General features: G+C 70.6%; 17 protein-coding genes. 7 read left to right on the top strand and 10 right to left on the bottom strand.

Annotation, left to right across the window (positions count from 1 at the left end):
- Positions 1–2 precede the first annotated feature (2 nt).
- From RWH45_RS03775 to RWH45_RS03765, 3 genes are read right to left on the bottom strand one after another with little or no spacing between them, the layout of a single operon-like run.
- A complete protein-coding gene (locus RWH45_RS03775) occupies positions 3–1,853 on the bottom strand; it encodes a DUF2207 domain-containing protein (RefSeq protein ID WP_315993579.1) in 1,851 nt (616 codons plus the stop codon).
- A gap of 51 nt (positions 1,854–1,904) precedes the next feature.
- Positions 1,905–2,699, bottom strand: coding sequence for a transglutaminase-like domain-containing protein (locus RWH45_RS03770; protein WP_315993578.1), 795 nt, complete (start codon positions 2,697–2,699; stop codon positions 1,905–1,907).
- Positions 2,696–3,178: a MarR family winged helix-turn-helix transcriptional regulator gene (locus tag RWH45_RS03765; RefSeq protein WP_315993577.1), complete on the bottom strand. Its 483-nt coding sequence runs from the start codon at positions 3,176–3,178 to the stop codon at positions 2,696–2,698. Before RWH45_RS03765 ends, RWH45_RS03770 begins: the two co-directional genes overlap by 4 nt.
- Before the next feature lie 165 nt (positions 3,179–3,343).
- Here RWH45_RS03765 and RWH45_RS03760 point away from each other — a divergent pair, with 165 nt between their 5' ends.
- Complete coding sequence (locus tag RWH45_RS03760; protein WP_315993576.1) at positions 3,344–3,721, top strand: DUF7882 family protein; 378 nt, start codon at positions 3,344–3,346, stop codon at positions 3,719–3,721.
- A gap of 139 nt (positions 3,722–3,860) precedes the next feature.
- Here the strand turns inward: RWH45_RS03760 and RWH45_RS03755 are convergent, their stop codons facing one another.
- On the bottom strand, positions 3,861–4,082 hold the full coding sequence (locus RWH45_RS03755) for a hypothetical protein (RefSeq protein ID WP_315993575.1): 222 nt from the start codon (positions 4,080–4,082) through the stop codon (positions 3,861–3,863).
- Between the two features lie 139 nt (positions 4,083–4,221).
- Between RWH45_RS03755 and RWH45_RS03750 the strand changes: the two genes are divergently transcribed.
- Positions 4,222–4,512, top strand: coding sequence for a hypothetical protein (locus tag RWH45_RS03750; RefSeq protein ID WP_315993574.1), 291 nt, complete (start codon positions 4,222–4,224; stop codon positions 4,510–4,512).
- 12 nt (positions 4,513–4,524) lie between these two features.
- On the opposite strand, the gene RWH45_RS03745 is transcribed toward RWH45_RS03750, so the two are convergent.
- Positions 4,525–5,463: an aldo/keto reductase gene (locus RWH45_RS03745; RefSeq protein ID WP_315993573.1), complete on the bottom strand. Its 939-nt coding sequence runs from the start codon at positions 5,461–5,463 to the stop codon at positions 4,525–4,527.
- Between the two features lie 36 nt (positions 5,464–5,499).
- The gene (locus tag RWH45_RS03740) at positions 5,500–6,879 is read right to left on the bottom strand and encodes a coiled-coil domain-containing protein (RefSeq protein WP_315993572.1); all 1,380 of its coding nucleotides are present in this window, start codon (positions 6,877–6,879) and stop codon (positions 5,500–5,502) included.
- A 529-nt stretch (positions 6,880–7,408) separates the two neighbouring features.
- Between RWH45_RS03740 and RWH45_RS03735 the strand changes: the two genes are divergently transcribed.
- Positions 7,409–8,098, top strand: coding sequence for a DUF998 domain-containing protein (locus RWH45_RS03735; RefSeq protein WP_315993571.1), 690 nt, complete (start codon positions 7,409–7,411; stop codon positions 8,096–8,098).
- A 1-nt stretch (position 8,099) separates the two neighbouring features.
- The gene (locus RWH45_RS03730; protein ID WP_315993570.1) at positions 8,100–8,354 is read left to right on the top strand and encodes a hypothetical protein; all 255 of its coding nucleotides are present in this window, start codon (positions 8,100–8,102) and stop codon (positions 8,352–8,354) included.
- Here RWH45_RS03730 and RWH45_RS03725 read toward each other — a convergent pair.
- On the bottom strand, positions 8,329–10,788 hold the full coding sequence (locus RWH45_RS03725) for a LuxR C-terminal-related transcriptional regulator (protein WP_315993569.1): 2,460 nt from the start codon (positions 10,786–10,788) through the stop codon (positions 8,329–8,331). The two genes, RWH45_RS03730 and RWH45_RS03725, sit on opposite strands and share 26 nt — an antisense overlap.
- A gap of 329 nt (positions 10,789–11,117) precedes the next feature.
- Here RWH45_RS03725 and RWH45_RS03720 point away from each other — a divergent pair, with 329 nt between their 5' ends.
- Entirely contained in the window at positions 11,118–12,749 is a 1,632-nt protein-coding gene (locus tag RWH45_RS03720) for a tyrosine-protein kinase domain-containing protein (protein WP_315993568.1), read from the top strand.
- Between the two features lie 66 nt (positions 12,750–12,815).
- On the opposite strand, the gene RWH45_RS03715 is transcribed toward RWH45_RS03720, so the two are convergent.
- Positions 12,816–14,288 carry a sugar transferase gene (locus RWH45_RS03715; protein WP_315993567.1) on the bottom strand — a complete coding sequence of 491 codons (1,473 nt, stop codon included), beginning with the start codon at positions 14,286–14,288 and terminating at the stop codon, positions 12,816–12,818.
- Between the two features lie 349 nt (positions 14,289–14,637).
- Between RWH45_RS03715 and RWH45_RS03710 the strand changes: the two genes are divergently transcribed.
- Together RWH45_RS03710 and RWH45_RS03705 are read left to right on the top strand one after the other, a co-directional pair.
- Positions 14,638–14,913, top strand: a complete 276-nt coding sequence (locus RWH45_RS03710; protein ID WP_315993566.1) for a helix-turn-helix domain-containing protein — start codon at positions 14,638–14,640, stop codon at positions 14,911–14,913.
- Between the two features lie 91 nt (positions 14,914–15,004).
- On the top strand, positions 15,005–15,352 hold the full coding sequence (locus RWH45_RS03705) for a hypothetical protein (RefSeq protein ID WP_315993565.1): 348 nt from the start codon (positions 15,005–15,007) through the stop codon (positions 15,350–15,352).
- Here the strand turns inward: RWH45_RS03705 and tatC are convergent.
- On the bottom strand, positions 15,341–16,072 hold the full coding sequence (tatC, locus tag RWH45_RS03700) for a twin-arginine translocase subunit TatC (protein WP_315993564.1): 732 nt from the start codon (positions 16,070–16,072) through the stop codon (positions 15,341–15,343). The genes RWH45_RS03705 and tatC overlap by 12 nt on opposite strands.
- A gap of 62 nt (positions 16,073–16,134) precedes the next feature.
- Positions 16,135–16,374, bottom strand: a complete 240-nt coding sequence (locus RWH45_RS03695) for a twin-arginine translocase TatA/TatE family subunit (RefSeq protein ID WP_315993563.1) — start codon at positions 16,372–16,374, stop codon at positions 16,135–16,137.
- Between the last annotated feature and the right edge of the window lie 110 nt (positions 16,375–16,484).

The following is a 16,484-nucleotide window of genomic DNA, read 5'->3' as shown; positions in this document are numbered from 1 at the left end:
ACTCAGCGTCCGCCGCCTCCGCCGCCACCCGAGCCCCCACCCGAGAATCCGCCCCCGAACGAGCCGCCCGAGAAGCTCCCCGAGCCGCTCGTGGTCGTCGCGACCGGGGTGCTCGCCGTGCGCAGCGTCCCCATCGTCGACATCAGAGCGGCGGAGGAGAACCCGCCGCCGCCCCGGTACCAGTGCAGGTCGTCGCCGCTCTCGCGGACCCGCGTGTCGAGCGCCTCGGACCACTCCTTCTCGACGCCCCACACGATCGCCCACGGCAGGAGGCGCTCGTAGAGGTACAGCACCTGGCGCGCGTCGCCCGCATCGATCCGTCGTCGCTCCGCCCCTTCGGGGCTCTGCAGCACGCGCAGTCGGTCCGCCTCCGCGAGCTGCAGATACTCGCGCAGCCCCCGAAGATGGTCGCGCGCCGGGGCCCCGGCATCCGTGATCCGATCGCGGTAGCGCAGCAGTGTGAAACTCAGGATGCCGAGCACCACCGTCACCGGGATCGCAGCGATCTGCCACCACGCCGGGGTCGTCCCCATCGCGGCGAGGATGAGGGCCAGCACCGCGACGACGAACGCGCCCACGGCGATACCCGCCGCGGCGAGGGAGCGTCCGAGACGCTGCTTCTCGCTCCACCCGCGAGCGCGCAGCTCGGACGCGGCGGCGAGGGGGAGCCGCTGCAGGGCCTTCGCGACGTCTTGACGCTCGGGGCCCAGCGATACGCGAGCTCCCGGGCGCGCGTGCGCCCCGAAGACGGCTCCGAGGATCGCCCCGTGCAGCGCATCGGCTCCCTCGGCCGTGACGAGCTCGAGCGAGAGGCTCCGCGCGTCGCCGTCGTCGACGATGCGGAGGTGCCCCGCCACAGCGGTGTCGACGATGGCCGCGGGGATGCCGGTCCCGCGACGCGCCACCAGTTCCGCGCCCTGCAGCACGTCGACTCCCGCCGGCGGGTCGTACTCCGCGACGATGATGCCGCGCCCCTCGGCGTCGCGTCCGCGACGCCGAGCCATGACCGCTGCGGCCACACCGAGGGCGCCGACACCCACGGCGCCGAGCGACGAACCGGCCAGGAGCGGGGCCGCATCGACGGAGAACTGCTCGAGCGGCGTGCGGACCACCTCACCCGGGACGAAGGTGCCGCGCGCGAAACCGACGGCGATCGTGACGTTCTCTCCCGGGGCCAGCCCTTCGGCCCCCGCTTCGAAGACGAGGCCGCCCCCGTCCGTCGTGCGGTCGAGGGTGCACGTCTGCGATGATCCCTGCGTCCCGACGTAACACGCCGCGGCGCCGTCGAGGGCGGCATCCGTCAGGGCGGGGTCGACCCGGAGGCGAGCGCTCACCGCACCGAACGGCTGCTCCCACTGCGTGCCGTTGATGTCGCGGTAGAACTCGTCGGCGTTCGTGTCGGCGAAGGAACGGATGGCGTCGCGCTGGGTGTACGAGATGACGTAGGTCTGCACGCCGCGCACGAAGAAGTCGTCGCCCGTGAGCACCCGCACCTCGCGCCGGTCCGTCTCGACGTCGTAAGGGATGGGGGCGCCGGAGGCATCGGTCACCGAGACCACCCGCGTGTGCAGGGGGACCCCGTCGTAGTCATCGGGGAGGGAGCGGATGATGCCGCGGTTCTGATCCTCGTCGGGGAAACGTGCGACCAGGGTCTCGGTCACCGCGAGTTCCGCGTGCCCGTCGTCGGCTCGGGAGAGCGTCATGTCGGCCGAGAACGAGTCGAAGGTGAAGTCGCCGACGTCTGCGCGCGCCGGCGCGGGAACGGCCATCGCGCTCAGAACCACGAGAGCGAGGCCGACGAGTCCGACGACGAGACGGGGGAGCAGGCGAGGCGACCGCACGATGAGGTCCATGCCCCGACGCTACCCGGGGTGGCGTGACCGTGCCTCCGTCTCGAGACGGAGTCAGCGCAGCAGGATCGACGCGTCGGGATCGTCCGGGACGAGATCGCCGACGGCCACTGCCGTCACCTCGACCGACTCCAACGTCGCCGTGCCCGACACAGTCGTGAGGAAGGCGGTATCGGCGGCGTCACGACCGGTCGCGATGCGGACGAAGTGGGCTCGGGGTGCGAGGCGTGTGGCATCGACGACCTCCCACCGGCCGTCGACGAACGCCTCGACGACGGCGTGGAAGTCCATCGGGTCCAGTCCCGGGGCGAAGACGGACACGAGTCGCGCGGGGATCCCCGCGGCGCGCAGGAGGGCGATGGTCACGTGCGCGTAGTCGCGGCAGACTCCGGCGCCCTCGCGGAGCGTGTCGAGAGCGGTATCGGTGGGGCCGCTGACGCCGGAGACGTAATCGAGCCTCTCTGAGACCCACTGCGTGATCTCGCGTACGCGCTCCCGCGCCGAGGAGGACCGCGAGGGCGCCAGGTCCGAGAGGCGCGGATCGTCCGACGGCGCGTAGCGGCTGGGTCGCAGGTAGCGCACGGGGTCGATCTCGTCGGAGGGGGCGGGCGCGCGAGGAGGGGAGACGGAACCGCGATAGGTGACATGGGTCCGCCCCGCGGGGAGGACGACGCGATGCGCGCGAGTACCGTGCGCGTCCGCGACCTCGACCGCGGGGATCGCCCGTCCGTCCGTGTCGACCGTCAGGGTCTCGTCGTGGGCCCACCCGTCCGCGGGGGTGATCGAGAGGACGACGTCCGCCTCGGCCTCGGTGTGCAGGACGATCCCGACACCGACGGAGGTCCTCACGCGGCAGCGTCCGACGAAAGGGGGGAGGAGTGCTGAGCCCGTGCCGGCGGACAGCACGTTCCGCTTCGGCCGCAGAGGTCGGCGACGGCGCACCGCATCCGGTCGAGGAAGCCCGTGACCGCGACCGTCTCCTCCTCCGTCATGCCACGGGTGGCCTGCATCATGCGCGCGTGCATGCCGGTCAGGGTGTCGCGCATCTCGTCGTCGGCATGGGTCGTGCTCGAGACGAGGACCTTCCGCCGATCGGACGGGTGGGGGCGGCGCCGGAGATGCCCCGACTTCTCGAGCCGGTCGAGGAGGGCGGTCATGGATGCCGTCGACACGCCGAGATGCCGGGCGAGGTCGATCGGAGTGACGGCGGAGTTCGCTGCGGCCGATCGTGTCAGGAAGCGGAGGACGAGTAGCTCGTTCTCGCCCATCGCCATGGACTCCTGGGTGCGCCGGCGCATCGCCATCTCGGCGGAACGATATGCCCGCATCGCCTCCATCATTCGTGCGCCACGCTCGTCGTCCGAGCTCTCGCTGTACCAATACGACGGGGGCGATGGGGTGTCGATTGTCATCGCTCTCCTAATATCTCGCTTGCCTATTCGCTAGTCTACCTAGTAAGTTCATCCGTGAGCAACGAGCAAAGGGGAATCACCATGGCGAAGCTCTTCTACGGCACCTCGACGGAGCCGATCGACATCGACGACCGCATGCTGGCGCACGTGAAGGTGGTCGTCGCGACCAAGCTCCGCCGGGGGGAGAGCTTCACGTTGTCCTGGGTGCACGGTCCGGATCAGCCTGTCGGCCGGTCCACGATCTGGCTGCAGCCCTCGATCCCGCTGCGTTTCGTCTTCGACTCCGAGCAGCCCGAGGCGCTCGACCAGAACCTCCTGAAGCGCCTGGCGAACGACGCCAACTCCTCGCGCGGGCTCAGCCTCGACATCGCGCTCGACGAGCCCGCGACGGCATCCTCGTCCGCTCGCCCTGCCCCTCAGGGTCACAAGGTCGCACGAAGCCTCGCCCGCGCCGCCTGACCTTCACGTCGCGCGTCGACCGGCGACGGTCGCCCGAACTCAGACACCCACGAACGGAAGAACTGAATGGAACCCCTCGCCTCGTGGGAACTGCCCACCGAACCGATCTCCGTGATCACCGCGGACGCCCTGGAGGCGCTCACTCCTCGGTGACGGGCTCCTCCGGCGGGGCGGTGATGCGTTCGATCCCTTCCGCCCGGATCCGCACTACGGAGACGGCGAACACGACCGTTCCGACCGCCAGGAAACCGAGTTTCGGCTCCGTCGGCGAATCCGCGGGGAAGACCAGGGTCGGGGCTGCCAGGATCACCGCCGCGACGCCGCTGAAGACGGCTCCCCACGGGCGTCGGGATCGCGACATTCGTGGCCTCGTCTCGTCAGCGGTCGGTGCCAGCCTAGGCGACAGGCCGTGCCCCATATCCTCCCCGGACCCTCTCGTCTACCGTCGGGCTGACCGGCCGGGGCGTGCGTAGCCTGGGCGATCCGACGGAAGGAACGCTGTGCGCACCGGAAAATCCCCCCTGATCACCTCGGCGGTGCTCGCCACCGCGATCACTTTCGCACCCATGCCCGCGTTCGCCTCACCCACCGGGTCGGCGAGCGTGCAGGGCGACGTCGCGGTCACGGCCTCCTCGGTATCCGCCGTCGTCGCCGAGCAGGCTCAACCGGATTCCGAGGCGGAAGCCGGGCGTCTCGCCTTCGTCCTGATCCCGCTTCTCGGCGCGGCCATCGTCGTCATCGGCGCCATCGTCGTGATCTCCCGAGGCCGACGCCGTCGTCGCGGCGACTGACAAGCGACGCGCTCAGGGAACGACGTAACCTGCGGCACGCACGAGCGCGTACCACTCCGCCCGGGTGAGCTCGATGTCCGAGCCCTCCGCAGCCTCGGTGACCCGCCCCGGTGTCGTCGTGCCCAGGACGACCTGCATCCCCGCGGGATGCCGCGTGATCCATGCCACCGCAATCGCCATGGGCGTGACGCGGTATCGGGCAGCCAGAGAGTCGATGACCGCGTTGAGTTCGTCGTACTCGGGGTGTCCGAGGAACACCCCGCCGCCTCCACGCGTCCCCTGCAGCGGAGACCAGGCCTGGATCGTGATGCCCTCGATGCGGCAGTACTCGACGAGACCGCCGCCGTCGAGGACGACCGATTGCTGAGCACTCTCCATGTTCGCCGCGAGCCCCTGCGTGATGACGGGCGCGTGCGCGATGGACAGTTGAATCTGGTTGGCGACGATCGGCTGGCGGACCGCCGTCCGCAGGAGGTCGATCTGGCGGGGCGTGTGGTTAGAGACTCCGAAGGCCCGCACCTTTCCGGATTCCTCGAGGTGATCGAACGCCCGGGCCACCTCGTCGGGTTCGACGAGCGCGTCGGGTCGGTGCAGCAGGAGAACGTCCACGTAGTCGGTACGCAGGGCCCGCAACGAGCTCTCGACCGACGACACGAGGTGCTCGTACGAGAAGTCGAAGTACGGCCCTTCCCGCACGATCCCCGCTTTGGTCTGCAGGCGGATCTCGGCGCGCTCCGTGTCGCTCAAGGACAGGGCCTGCGCGAACCGTTCCTCCGCGGAGTGCAGGGACCGCGCGTAGATGTCGGCGTGGTCGAAGAAGTCGATGCCGGCGTCACGCGACGCCTGGTAGAGCGCGCGGACCTCCGCGTCGCTCTTGTCGTCGATCCGCATCATGCCCGCCACGACGTTGGGGGCGGAGAGACCGGAGGAGCCGAGGGGAACGGTGCGCATCGCTCCACGCTAGTGGGAGCAGGAGCGGCTCGGCGCTCACTCTCCGTGATCGGAGGATGCCGCGAGACCCTCTGCGTCGTCGAGCGCGTCGGCCGCATCGCCGTCGGCGACACCGGGCCCGGACGGACTCGTGCCGTCGTCGTCGCCGAGGTCGCGCCCGCCCGATCCGCCTCGCGGAACGGCGCGGAGCAGTTCGTTCATCTCAGCCATGAAGCTACCGAGTTGCTGCTGCTGCCAGCGCAGGTCGCGCGTGCGGTCCTCCGCATCGCGCAGAACCGAGGCGGCGTGCTGGGTGATCGTGTCGGCGATCGTCTGAGCCCGTTCGCGTGAGGCATCCAGCACCTCGCGAGCGCGCACCTGCGCATCGGCCTCGACCTGTTGGGCCTGCGCGCGAGCGAGACGTTCGTAGTCGTCGGCCCGGGCCGCGATGCGTCGCGCGTGTTCCAGCGCCGCGGCGACCTGCTCGCTCGCGTCGGAGGTGATCCGCTCGGCGTGGGCCACGGCCTGGTCGTGCAAGACGAGGAACTCCTGCTGGGCCTCGTCCTGCCGCCGGGTGAGGGACTCCTCGAACTCGAGCACCCGCGCCGTCATCTCCCGCACGTCGCGTTCGGCCTTGGCGCGGAGGTCGGCGGTCTCCCTCGACACGAGCGAGCGCAGCGCGGCCGCCCCCTTCTCCGACTCGGTGCGCACCGCGACGGCCTCTCGCTCGGCCTGCGAGACGCGCTCGGCCGCGTGAGCCGCCTCCCGCTCCAGCCGCGCCGCGTGCGCGGTCGCCTCGGTCTCGATGCGGAGACGGATCTGATCGGCATCGTGCTGCGCCTCCGCGCGGAGGCGGGCCTGCTCGGTCACCGCGTCGTCGCGGATCGTCGCGGCCTCGGCGTGCGCGCTCGCGAGCAGCCGCTCCGCCTGCCCGACGGCGTTCTGAACGAGGACCGACGCCTGCTCCTCGGCGACGCGCAAGATCGCGTCGAACTGCTGGCGGCTCTGCTCGGGGTCGTCGTCGCTGCGGCGGCCCGCGAATTCGCTCGAGAGCGCCGAAACCTGCGTCTCCGCCGCCGCCGCGCGGGCAGAGGCCTCGCGCACCTGCTCGCGGAGCGCGCTGTTCTCCTCCGTGTGTCGACGGATGGCCTCCGCGAGCTCCTGATCGTGCTCCGCCCGTTGCTGCGCCAACCTCGCCTCGGCCCGGAGCTGCGCATCGTGCGCCTCCTCGGCACTGCGCCGCACGCGTTCGCCGAGTTCGCGAACGGCTTCGTCCACGGAATCCCGGTCGTATCCGCGGAACCCGACGGGGAAGACGGGACCGGCGTCGCTCTCGACCGCCCTCAGCAGCGCGTCGAGCTCGGAGTCATCCGCTGCGGCTTCGGACGGGCGGTCGTCGCCGAGGGCGTCCGGGCTGCGGTCGGGTCGCTCGGTCACGTGTGCCTCCTGATGATCGCCACCCGCGCCTCGACCCGACCTCATCGGTCATGGTGGTCGTGGATTCGAGGGGGTGGAGGATGCGCGGCCCTGCGGCCGGGTGCCGTGACCGGGACCGCGCATCCGTGAGCGAGCAGAGCCACGGGAGAGTGAGGTTCTGGGGGAGAGCCACTCGGCATCCGCTCTCTCCGAGCCTCCCAGTCGGGGTCGATGCGCGCCCGCGAAGAGGTCCGTTTCTCACCCGCGGATTCGCCTGTCTGCGGGGGCTGCACGCGTGCCGCGCTGAGCGATCCGCCCGCCCGGCGTGCGCGCAGGGGGTGCGGGCAGAGCGACGGTCCGACGGTGCGGCCCCCCGGCTCGCACGATGACGCTGTCGCTCTGCCCGCACGCCCAGCATCCGACGCGGACGGGATCGGGTCCGCGGACCGCCCCCGGAAAATCACCCATGATGATGCGCACATCACCCCCACCCCGCGGAAGGGGGACCGGTCGAACGGTAATGTGGCGGAGCCCGATCCAGGAGGAGCCGATGACCGAGACCGTCGACCGGTTGGCCGGCATCCGCCCGACCGCGATCGCACGCCGACACGTCACCCAGGCCGCGGGCGGCGCCGCCGCCGCGTTCGCGAGTGCGGCGCTCATCTGGGTCTGCCGCCTGTGGGACCCGAGCGTGCACTACGTCAGTCAGCTCGGGGCGACTGGGATGCCGACGGCCCCGGTGTTCAACCTCGCGCTGCTGCTGCTGGCCGTCGCGGCCGTCCTCGTCGACCGGGCTCTCCACCGGATCCCGGATGACGCCTATCGTGTCGGGTGGCCCATCGCCACGACTCTTCTCCTGTGCGGCCTATGCTTCGGTGTCGCGTCGGCCGTCACCTGCTCGCCGGGGTGTCCGGTTCCCTTCACGCCCGGAGCGCTCCCGCAGGATCTCGTGCACATCACATTCGCCGTGATCGGCTTCCTGCTCGCGATCGTCGCGATGGGGCAGGTCGCCCTGGTGCGGCGGCGCCCGTGGATGCGGGGGGCGAGCGTCTTCATCCTCGTCGCGGTCGGAGCGACCTCTCTCACCGGCGCGATGCTCGCCCTGTTCCGGGGCGACACCGTGCTGGGCGGCAACCTGGAGTTCACGGCCGCGACATTAGCGATCGCCTGGTTCGGCGTGTTCGGATCGCAGATCGCGAGCGAGCTGCGGAAATCGACGCCCGATGGACGCGGGTTCTGACGTGGGGTCCCGCCCGCCGCGCCGCCGGGCGAAGGGTCTTCTGACGGTTCGCCAGCTGAAGCGGGCGGCGGGCGTCCTCCTGCCCGTCGCGGCTCTGGTCGTCGTGCTGATGGTCGTGCGAGGGGCCGGAATCCCGTCGACCGTTCCCGGCGTCGTGTTCGTCTTCGTCCTGCTCTTCGTCGGACGCGCAGTGGTGGGGTGGTCGCGTCGACGGCGGCGCGACCACCCGATCAGCCCTCGCCGTCGCCCTCGATGAGTCCCCATGCGTGGGCCGCACGGATCGCGCTCGACCGGTCCGACACCTCGAGCTTGCGGTAGAGGCTCTGCAGCTGCGTCTTGACCGTATTGGGTGAGACGACGAGTGCACGGGCGATGTCCGCGATCGTCGAGGTGGGTGTCAGATGCGCGAGGACCACCTGCTCGCGCTTGGTGAGATGGGGCACGCTCACCGACGATGCGAAGAACGACGCGCGTTCGGCGACGTGCGCCCGTGCGGCGGGAGACAGCAGTCGCAGCACCAGAGCGCGATCCTCCGGTGCGACGGCGCTCCACGGACCCCAGAGATCGTGACGCGTGCGGAGCGCCTCCGCTCGTTGCACCGCCGTACGGTGCGCGTCGACGCCGTTGAGCCGCACATCCGCGACGACGCTCACGACGAGACTCTCCAGCGCCGCACGAGCGGACGGCTCGTGGTGCAGGCCCCATTTCACGCTCATGACGAAGGCTTCATGCGTGCGTCCCGCATACAGCTGAGAGAGGGCGATCGCGGGCGCCGTCACCGGCGAGAGGGCGAAGGGTCCTTCGAACAGCGCCAACGCCTTCCTCGCCTGACGGAGCGCGATGAGCACTTTCGCTCGTGCGGTGAGGATCTGCGTGGATTGATAGTGCGAGGGAGGCGTGCTGCGCGCGCGCCCCGTCCAGGCGCGCAGCAGCCCGAGAGCATCGGATGCCGCACCCGAGAGCAGGAATGACAGGGTGTGCGCCGCCGCGGCGAAAGGCCACAACTCACGGGCTCCCTCGGTCGCCGGGATGGCGTCGAAGCGTTCCCTCGCCTCCGCGGCGTCGCCGGTCTCGAGGAGCAGCCAGGCCTCGGCGACGCGCATCCCCTCGCCCCAGGGCGACGCCAGCCAGGGGTCCTCGCGATTGTCGTCGATAATGCGCCGAGCGCCGCGCACGTCCCCCTCGAGGAGGGCGATGACGGCGAGGGCTCCGCGGACGCGCATGCGCCGTGCCGGAGGCGCCGCGCGCTCGGCCTGTCCCAGCCCCACGGTCGCCTCGCGGAGCTTGCCCATCGCGAACGCCGTCATCCCGATCTGGTACCAGCCCTCGTGCACCGGCTCGCCGGCGAGGTCATGACGGCGCCGCAGGGCGTCGGAGAGGAGTGTCGCCGCTTCCGTGGCCAGCGCGAAGCGACCCGCGGCGCGGAGCAGGCTCACGCGCAGGATGAGCGCATCGAGGTCGGCCGCGGCGGCGCTCTTGGCATCCGTGAGTCGGCCGAGGGCGGTGACCGCTTGCGCCGGGGTCTCGGGCGACGACGCCGTCTCGGCGTCGAGAGCGAGCAGGGTGCCGACGACCTTCGGGTCCGCGGGCCCGCTCACCCGGAGTGCGGAGACGAGACGGGTGAAGGCGTCGTGATCGCGTGCCCAGATCTCGGGTCCCGATGATCGGAGGACTCCCGCGAGGGTGTTCCACTGGCCGGCGTCAGCGGCGAGCTGAGCGGCCAGGAGTGGCTCTCCTCCCTCGACGAGGTGATCGAGGAGCCGGAGCCGTGCGGTGGACACGAGTTGGGGGCTGCGGGCGGCGATGACCCCCGCCCACTGCTCGCGGATCGGTTCGGCGAGGGTGACGCGTGTGGAGCCCGGCCAGACCAGGCCCGCCGATTGCATGCGACTCAGGAGATCGTGCGAGAGGACGGTGGTGGTGTCCACCCCGATCGCTTCGGCCAAGGGGGCGGTGATGTAGGGCGCGACGGCGAGGAGGCGCATCTCATCGGTGATGGGCAGGGCGAGGCGCTGTTCCATGTCGCTGGTCAGGGCGGCGACCGCGTAACGCGCCGCACCGACCGCGTCGTCCTGCGTCCGCAGCGACGTCCCTTCCAGGCGCAGACGAGTGCCCGCCAGCTGCACGAGGGCGGGCCAGCCGTAGGTGAGCTCGGTCAGCACGTCGACGGCGGGGTCCGTCCATGGCACACCGTTCAGGGAGAGGACCGTGGTCAACTCGTCGCGGGTCATGCGCAGGTCGTCCGCGGCGATCACCTGCACGTCGAACTCCAGTGCCACGAGCGGGCTCTCCAGCCCCGTCGACACGCGAGTGGCCACGATGAGGCGGAGGGTGGGATCGCTGCGGAGCATGCCGAGGAGGTCCTCGGTCGTCACCCCGGCTTCGTCGACGAAGTTGTCGATCAGGAGCACGTGGACCGGCGGCCCCTCGGCGAAGGCCTCGAGGACGCGCGGGACGGGGATCGCCGGCACCTGGACGGCATCGATGAGCTGCACGCCGCGCTCCGGATCGTCCTCGAGCGAAGCGGCGAACTGACGCAGCAAAGAGGTTTTCCCCACCCCGGCCGGACCGCGGACCAGCACCACGTCGCCGCTCAGCGCGTCGTGCAGACGAGCGAGCGTGCCGTCGCGGGGCGCCCAGAAACGGCTCGTGCGACGGGTGGAGCGCGCGTTCGTGGGCAGGCTATCCACATCGATCAGCATCGGTACCTCCTGTTCAGAAACCGAACGCCTCCGGTCGGACGCGTTCGTGCGCGCAGCGGGTCGCCGACCGCGCAGGAATGATCCTGGGGGTGAGGGGGAGGAGGAGACGGATCGAGGGCGGCTCTTTCATCCTCCTCGTCATCCCCTCATCACCCCATCCGCGTCACCCCTTGCGACGGCAGCAGAGCGACCCGATCGATTCCTCGCCCGGTCGCGGCGGGGGAGGGACTGGTCCCGCCGTCGCGTCGCGCATGCCTATGCTGCGGGCGGTCCGACGGGTCTGTCCGGCGGGCGCGGAAAGGCGGACACGAGTGGACATGCAGCGAGTGGTGCGCATCCTGCGCGCGTACTGGAAGGCGATCGTCGCCCTGACGATCGCCGGCGGCCTGGTGGGACTGGCGTGGAGCGCCGTGCAACCCCGGGTGTACACCGCGGACGCCAGCGGCTACGTCGCCGCCGTCGCCTCCGACGGATCGACGGGTGCCGCGCTCGCCGGCGATCAGCTCGCGCTGTCGAAAGTGAAGTCCTTCATCGACATGGGGTATTGGCGCAGCGTCGCGGAGACGGCGAAGTCCGAGCTCGGGTTGACCGACAGTCCGGAGGCGTTGGTGCAACGCGTTCGCGTCTCCAACCCCGTCGACACGGTGAACGTGCGCGTCGATGCCACCGGCCCGACGCCGGAGTCGGCCCGCGACCTCGCCGAGGCCTGGATCCGGGGGATGACGACGCAGGTCGACCAGCTGCAGACGGGGAAGGGCGGTGAGAGCGCCGTGCGGTTGATCGCGGGCGACTCCGCGCGGTTGCCGACCTCGCCCTCCTCTCCGAACGTGAAGCTCGACATCGGGATCGGCGCCCTCGTCGGGGCGCTCGCGGGAGTCGTGTTCGCCCTCGTGCGCCGGGCCTTCGACCGCCGCGTACGCACAGCCTCGGACATCACCGACACCATCGCGGCATCCGTGGTCGGCATCCTGCCCGTCGACAAGGAGCTGGCGTCGGGGCGCGCGGTCTTCTCCTTCGACGACATCCGCGACGGCCGAGGGTCGTTCGCGCACAAAGAGGCGATGCGCGAGCTGCGCACCAACCTGCAGTACGTCGACGTCGACAGGCCCGCGCGCGTGATGGTGATCACGAGCCCGCTCCCCGGTGACGGCAAGTCGACGACGGCGGCGAATCTGGCCGTGAGCATCGCCGCGACCGGGCAGGCCGTCATCCTCGTCGACGCAGACCTGCGTCGCCCGGTCCTGGGTGGGATGTTCGGCTTCTCCGACGACGTGGGGCTGTCCGACGTGCTCGCCGGGCGCGCCCAGATCGAGCAGGTCGCCCACCAGGTGGACGAGAACGGTCGACTCTTCGTCGTCGCTGCCGGGCGCACCCCGCCCAATCCGAGCGAAATGGTCGGATCGCAGCGGATGCAGGCGCTGGCGCGCAAGCTTGCCGAGGACCTCGTGGTCATCGTCGACTCCCCGCCCACGCTCGCGGTGGCCGACGCCGCCGTCATCGCGAGCTGGGCCGACGGTGCAGTCCTCGTGGTGACCGCGGGACGGACGACCGACGACATGCTCTCCCGGGCCGCCGAGAACATCGGCAAGACGCGAGGACATCTCCTCGGGGTCGTCTTGAACCGGGCTCCCCTCCGTGGCGTCGACTCGTCGTACTACGGGGGCCGGTACGGCGGGTACTACGGATACGGGGCGCCGCGCGGCGCGGTGAAGGCGTCCTGGTGGCGATTCGGTCGGAGAGGCCGGGTCGCGGAGGTCGTGGACGGAGACGAGACCACCGGCCCTCGTCGGCGGACATCGGAGCTGCCCCCGGAGAACGTCAGCGGGCTGCGAACCCTCTCGCAGCGCAGGACCTCCGTCTTGGTCGAGGGTGACTCGTCGAGTGAAAACGAGACCCCCGTGACTCCCGTCTCGTCCGCGACGGGGCGTCGACGCCGCCGGACGAACTGAGCACGCGAATCGAAGACGAGAAGAGGCGCCGGCCAGATGGTCGGCGCCTCTTCTCGTCGGTCGAGGTCAGTGAGCGGTGTCGCCTGGCACCAGGACCGCCTTGAACGTCCGCGCGAGGATGGTGAGGTCTCCCACCAGTGACCAGTTCTCGACGTAGAAGAGGTCGAGCCGGATCGCATCGTCCCAGGCGAGTGCGGACCGACCGCTGACCTGCCAGAGGCCGCTCATGCCGGGGCGCACCATGAGGCGGCGGTGGGCGTCGTCGTCGTAGAACTCCACCTCGGCGTCGCGCTGCGGGCGGGGGCCCACCAAGCTCATCTGGCCTGCGAGCACGTTCAGCAGCTGGGGCAACTCGTCGAGGGAGTATTTGCGGAGCCAGCGACCGATCGGCGTGATGCGGGGATCGTCGACCACCTTGAACAACGGGGTCCCCTCCCGCCCCTGCTCGGCCAGGAGGGCCTGCAGCGTGGCATCGGCGCCGTCGATCATCGACCGGAACTTCATCATGCCGAAGTGCGTCCCGCCCTGACCGACGCGCTCCTGACGGTAGAAGACCGGACCGGGGCCGGATGCACGGACGAGGAGCGCGAGCACGAGGAACACGGGCGACAGTGCGAGCAGGAGCGTCGCGGCGCCGACGATGTCGAAGGCACGCTTGAGGAGGCGCTGCGTCGCCGAGAACTGCGGCGTCTCGATGTGCACGAGGGGGAGCCCGGCGACGGGGCGCGTGTGAAGGCGGGGTCCCGCGACGTCGGTGAGGTTGACGGCCACGATGAGATGCTGCTGGCCCGGGTCGAGGCTCCACCCGATCCGTCGGATGTCGCGCGCCTCGAGCTGAGCGCCCCCCGAGATCAGCACGCTGTCGGCCCGCAGGTCGGTCAGGAGCCGCCGCAGAGACGCCGCCTGCGCGTCGTCCCACGCGGTGGCTGCATCGCCCGCGAGCTCGTGGATGCCGACGACCTGCAGTCCGGCGCCGGGCTGTCGCGCGAGTTCCGCTGCGACGCGGGCGTTCTCGTCTGCTGCGCCCACCAGGATCACGCGGGCGTTCATCACGCCGTGACGGCGGCGGTTCCGCAGCCAGAGGCGGCACACCGCCCGCCCCGTCAGCAGGGCGGTCGTCCCGATGGGGAGGCTCAGGAGGAAGTACCCGCGGGAGACGTCGGCCCCTGCCAGGTAGGCGACGATCGCCAGTGCGCCGAACAACTGGAACGATGCCGCGAGCGTCACGCGGTACTCGGTCACCCCGTAGCCGATCACCCGGGGATGGCGCGTCCCCCAGACGGTCAGGGCCGCGAGCCACGCGACGGAGAGGACGAGCGAGAGAGTGGTGTAGTCCAGCGGAGAGGACGCGACGTCCACCGAGTGCGGGCCCAACCAGAAGAGCTGCGACCCGAAGACGGCGACCGCGACCACGATGGTGTCGATCGCGAGGACGAGCCGCGCGTACCGGCGTTGCCAGGGAATGCGTCGCTCGGCCGTGAGAGGGGTGACGTCATCTGAGGTGGGGGGTGAGTCGACAATTGAGACGGAAGGGTTCATCTGTGCTCCGCGGACCGCGCCCCGAGGTCGTGAGGAAACCGCCGCCCGGGTGTGGATACGACGGTGGGCGCGGGAAATGTCCCACCCGTGCGCGCGCGCGATGGTCGGCCGCAGAGGAGCAGTGCGCGGGTGAGGCGCGCAGCCACGTCTCCGGGTGCGGGCGGACGCGGTACGAGGAGGTGGGGGGCGACCGGTGGATCGCCGCGACCCGCACGCGGATCGCTCCCCTCATCACCCCAAGGGCCCTCCCGCTCACCATGTCCTCCTGGCGCTGACGGAGTTGCAATCCGCACCAGGGCAGCATGTTCACATGTTCATGTGAGAGTTGGTCGCCGATCAAGCTGGAAGCATGAGCGAAGCGCCCGACCCCTGGACCGAGTTCGCGCGAGAGCTCGGAGTGCGCCTTCTCCGCGCGCGGGCCGGGAAGCACCTGTCGCAGGAGCAGGTGGCGCACGCGGCCGGACTCGCGACCTTCACCTACCGGAAGCTCGAGAAGGGCGAGTCCAACCCGGGAACGGCGGCGAATCCCCGGCTGCGCACCCTGGTGCTGCTGTCGGAGGTCCTCGACGTTCCTCTCCGCGACCTCGTCCCGACGCCGCCGGAAGGCCTCGCGCCCGGGCGCTGACGGCAGTGTCGGAGGTTCGCGGCAGACTGGTGTCGTGCCCACCCCCGTTCGGTCCGCCCTCCCGGGCGGTCCTCTGAGAGAGGTGTGCGCCATGAACCGACAAGACGCTTTCGACTCCGACCCCCGTCCCTGTGCTTTCGACTGGTGCGCGACGGAGCACGGTCGTACCGTTCATCCCGACGACGAAGACCACCGCAGCGGCGGCGTCGCGGTCACTCTCCGCACGCGAGCCGCGACGGGTCGCGGTCTCGGTCACCTCGAGGAATGGGAGATCGGCCTCATCCGCCGATCCGCCGACGCCGAGACATGGCTCGTCGTCGAGGCGCCCCGCGGGGTGTCGATCGCCCTGTCCAGGGAGGCGACGAGGGCACTCGTAGACGCCGTCCGTGCCGACCGTCACCTCCGGGACTTCGTCGACGGAAGTCCGTCAGGCGCCTGAGAGCACGCGGCGGGCCTTCCGTCGATCGTGGATCCACGTCCACACAGCGGCGCCGACGTAGAGCACGCACAGGGGCAGAGCCACGAGCACCATGCTCATGACGTCCGAGGCGGGGGTAACCACGGCCGAGAAGACGATGATCGCCACCAAGGCGACCCGCCATCCTCGGATGATCGCCCGGGCGCTCAGCACCCCCGCGGCGTTCAGGGCCACAAGGGCCAGCGGCGAGACGAAGGAGATCCCGATGCCCACGACCAGCTTGAGAAGGAAGTCGAAGTACTGACCCGCGGTCAGCATGGTGGTCGACGCTGCCGGAGCGAATCCGGCGAGCACGTTCACGACCTGGGGGACGATCGTCCATCCGAAGACGACCCCTCCGAGGAAGAGGGGGACGGCGGCGCAGACGAAGCCGACGCCGATCCGCCGCTCGCGCGACGTGAGTCCGGGTACGAGGAACGCCCACACCTGCCAGATCCAGACCGGGGCGGCGAAGACGATGCCCAGCGTCAGGGCGATCTTGAAACGGAGGTCGAAGGCTTCGCCGAGTCGGGTGAAGTTCAGAGTGGCGACCGAGGGACCGTGCACGTGCGACAGCGGCTCGGCGGCCGCACCGATCACGATGTCCGAGAGGAGGAACCCGGCCACGCCCCCGATCAGGATGGCGCCGGCCGCGATCATGAGTCGGCGTCGGAGCTCCGAAAGATGGGAGAGGAGGGGCATCGCCCCTCCTCCCCCATCCGACCGGATCCGTTCGCTCCGACGGCGCTCGCGCGCGTCGCGGCTCACGCCGACGGCGATGTGCGTCCGCTGTCGGCGGCGCGATCGGCCACGGCAGGCGAAGCGGCTGTTGCGGCATCATCGGCGGCCTCGTCGGGCGCCGCGCTCTCCGATCGGAGAATGCGAACGGACTCGCCGACGCTCTTCGCCAGACCCGGCAGCTTCGACGCCCCGAACAGCAGCAGGACGACGGCGAGGATCAGGAGGAGATGCCAGCCGGAGAATGCGTTGCCGAAGATGCCCATGAGGTGACCTTTCGAGGAGGACCGTCCTTTCATGCTCGGGTCCACGCTCTTCCACTCCTCCTGAGGCGTTCGACATTCGCCCGGACCCCGGCATGACTTCACCAGCTTCA

It is taken from the genome of Microbacterium galbum (assembly GCF_032464915.1).
Classification (GTDB): domain Bacteria; phylum Actinomycetota; class Actinomycetes; order Actinomycetales; family Microbacteriaceae; genus Microbacterium; species Microbacterium galbum.
This window is presented reverse-complemented; position numbering and strand designations above follow the sequence as displayed.

Bases quoted from the DNA above. Each gene is read 5' to 3' on its own strand.
- RWH45_RS03775 (WP_315993579.1), bottom strand. From the start codon at position 1,853: ATGGACCTCATCGTGCGGTCGCCTCGCCTGCTCCCCCGTCTCGTCGTC.
- RWH45_RS03765 (WP_315993577.1), bottom strand. From the start codon at position 3,178: ATGCGGGCATATCGTTCCGCCGAGATGGCGATGCGCCGGCGCACCCAG.
- RWH45_RS03760 (WP_315993576.1), top strand. From the start codon at position 3,344: ATGGCGAAGCTCTTCTACGGCACCTCGACGGAGCCGATCGACATCGAC.
- RWH45_RS03755 (WP_315993575.1), bottom strand. From the start codon at position 4,082: ATGTCGCGATCCCGACGCCCGTGGGGAGCCGTCTTCAGCGGCGTCGCG.
- RWH45_RS03745 (WP_315993573.1), bottom strand. From the start codon at position 5,463: ATGCGCACCGTTCCCCTCGGCTCCTCCGGTCTCTCCGCCCCCAACGTC.
- RWH45_RS03735 (WP_315993571.1), top strand. From the start codon at position 7,409: ATGACCGAGACCGTCGACCGGTTGGCCGGCATCCGCCCGACCGCGATC.
- RWH45_RS03720 (WP_315993568.1), top strand. From the start codon at position 11,118: ATGCAGCGAGTGGTGCGCATCCTGCGCGCGTACTGGAAGGCGATCGTC.
- RWH45_RS03715 (WP_315993567.1), bottom strand. From the start codon at position 14,288: ATGAACCCTTCCGTCTCAATTGTCGACTCACCCCCCACCTCAGATGAC.
- RWH45_RS03710 (WP_315993566.1), top strand. From the start codon at position 14,638: ATGAGCGAAGCGCCCGACCCCTGGACCGAGTTCGCGCGAGAGCTCGGA.
- RWH45_RS03705 (WP_315993565.1), top strand. From the start codon at position 15,005: ATGAACCGACAAGACGCTTTCGACTCCGACCCCCGTCCCTGTGCTTTC.
- tatC (WP_315993564.1), bottom strand. From the start codon at position 16,072: ATGCCCCTCCTCTCCCATCTTTCGGAGCTCCGACGCCGACTCATGATC.
- RWH45_RS03695 (WP_315993563.1), bottom strand. From the start codon at position 16,374: ATGGGCATCTTCGGCAACGCATTCTCCGGCTGGCATCTCCTCCTGATC.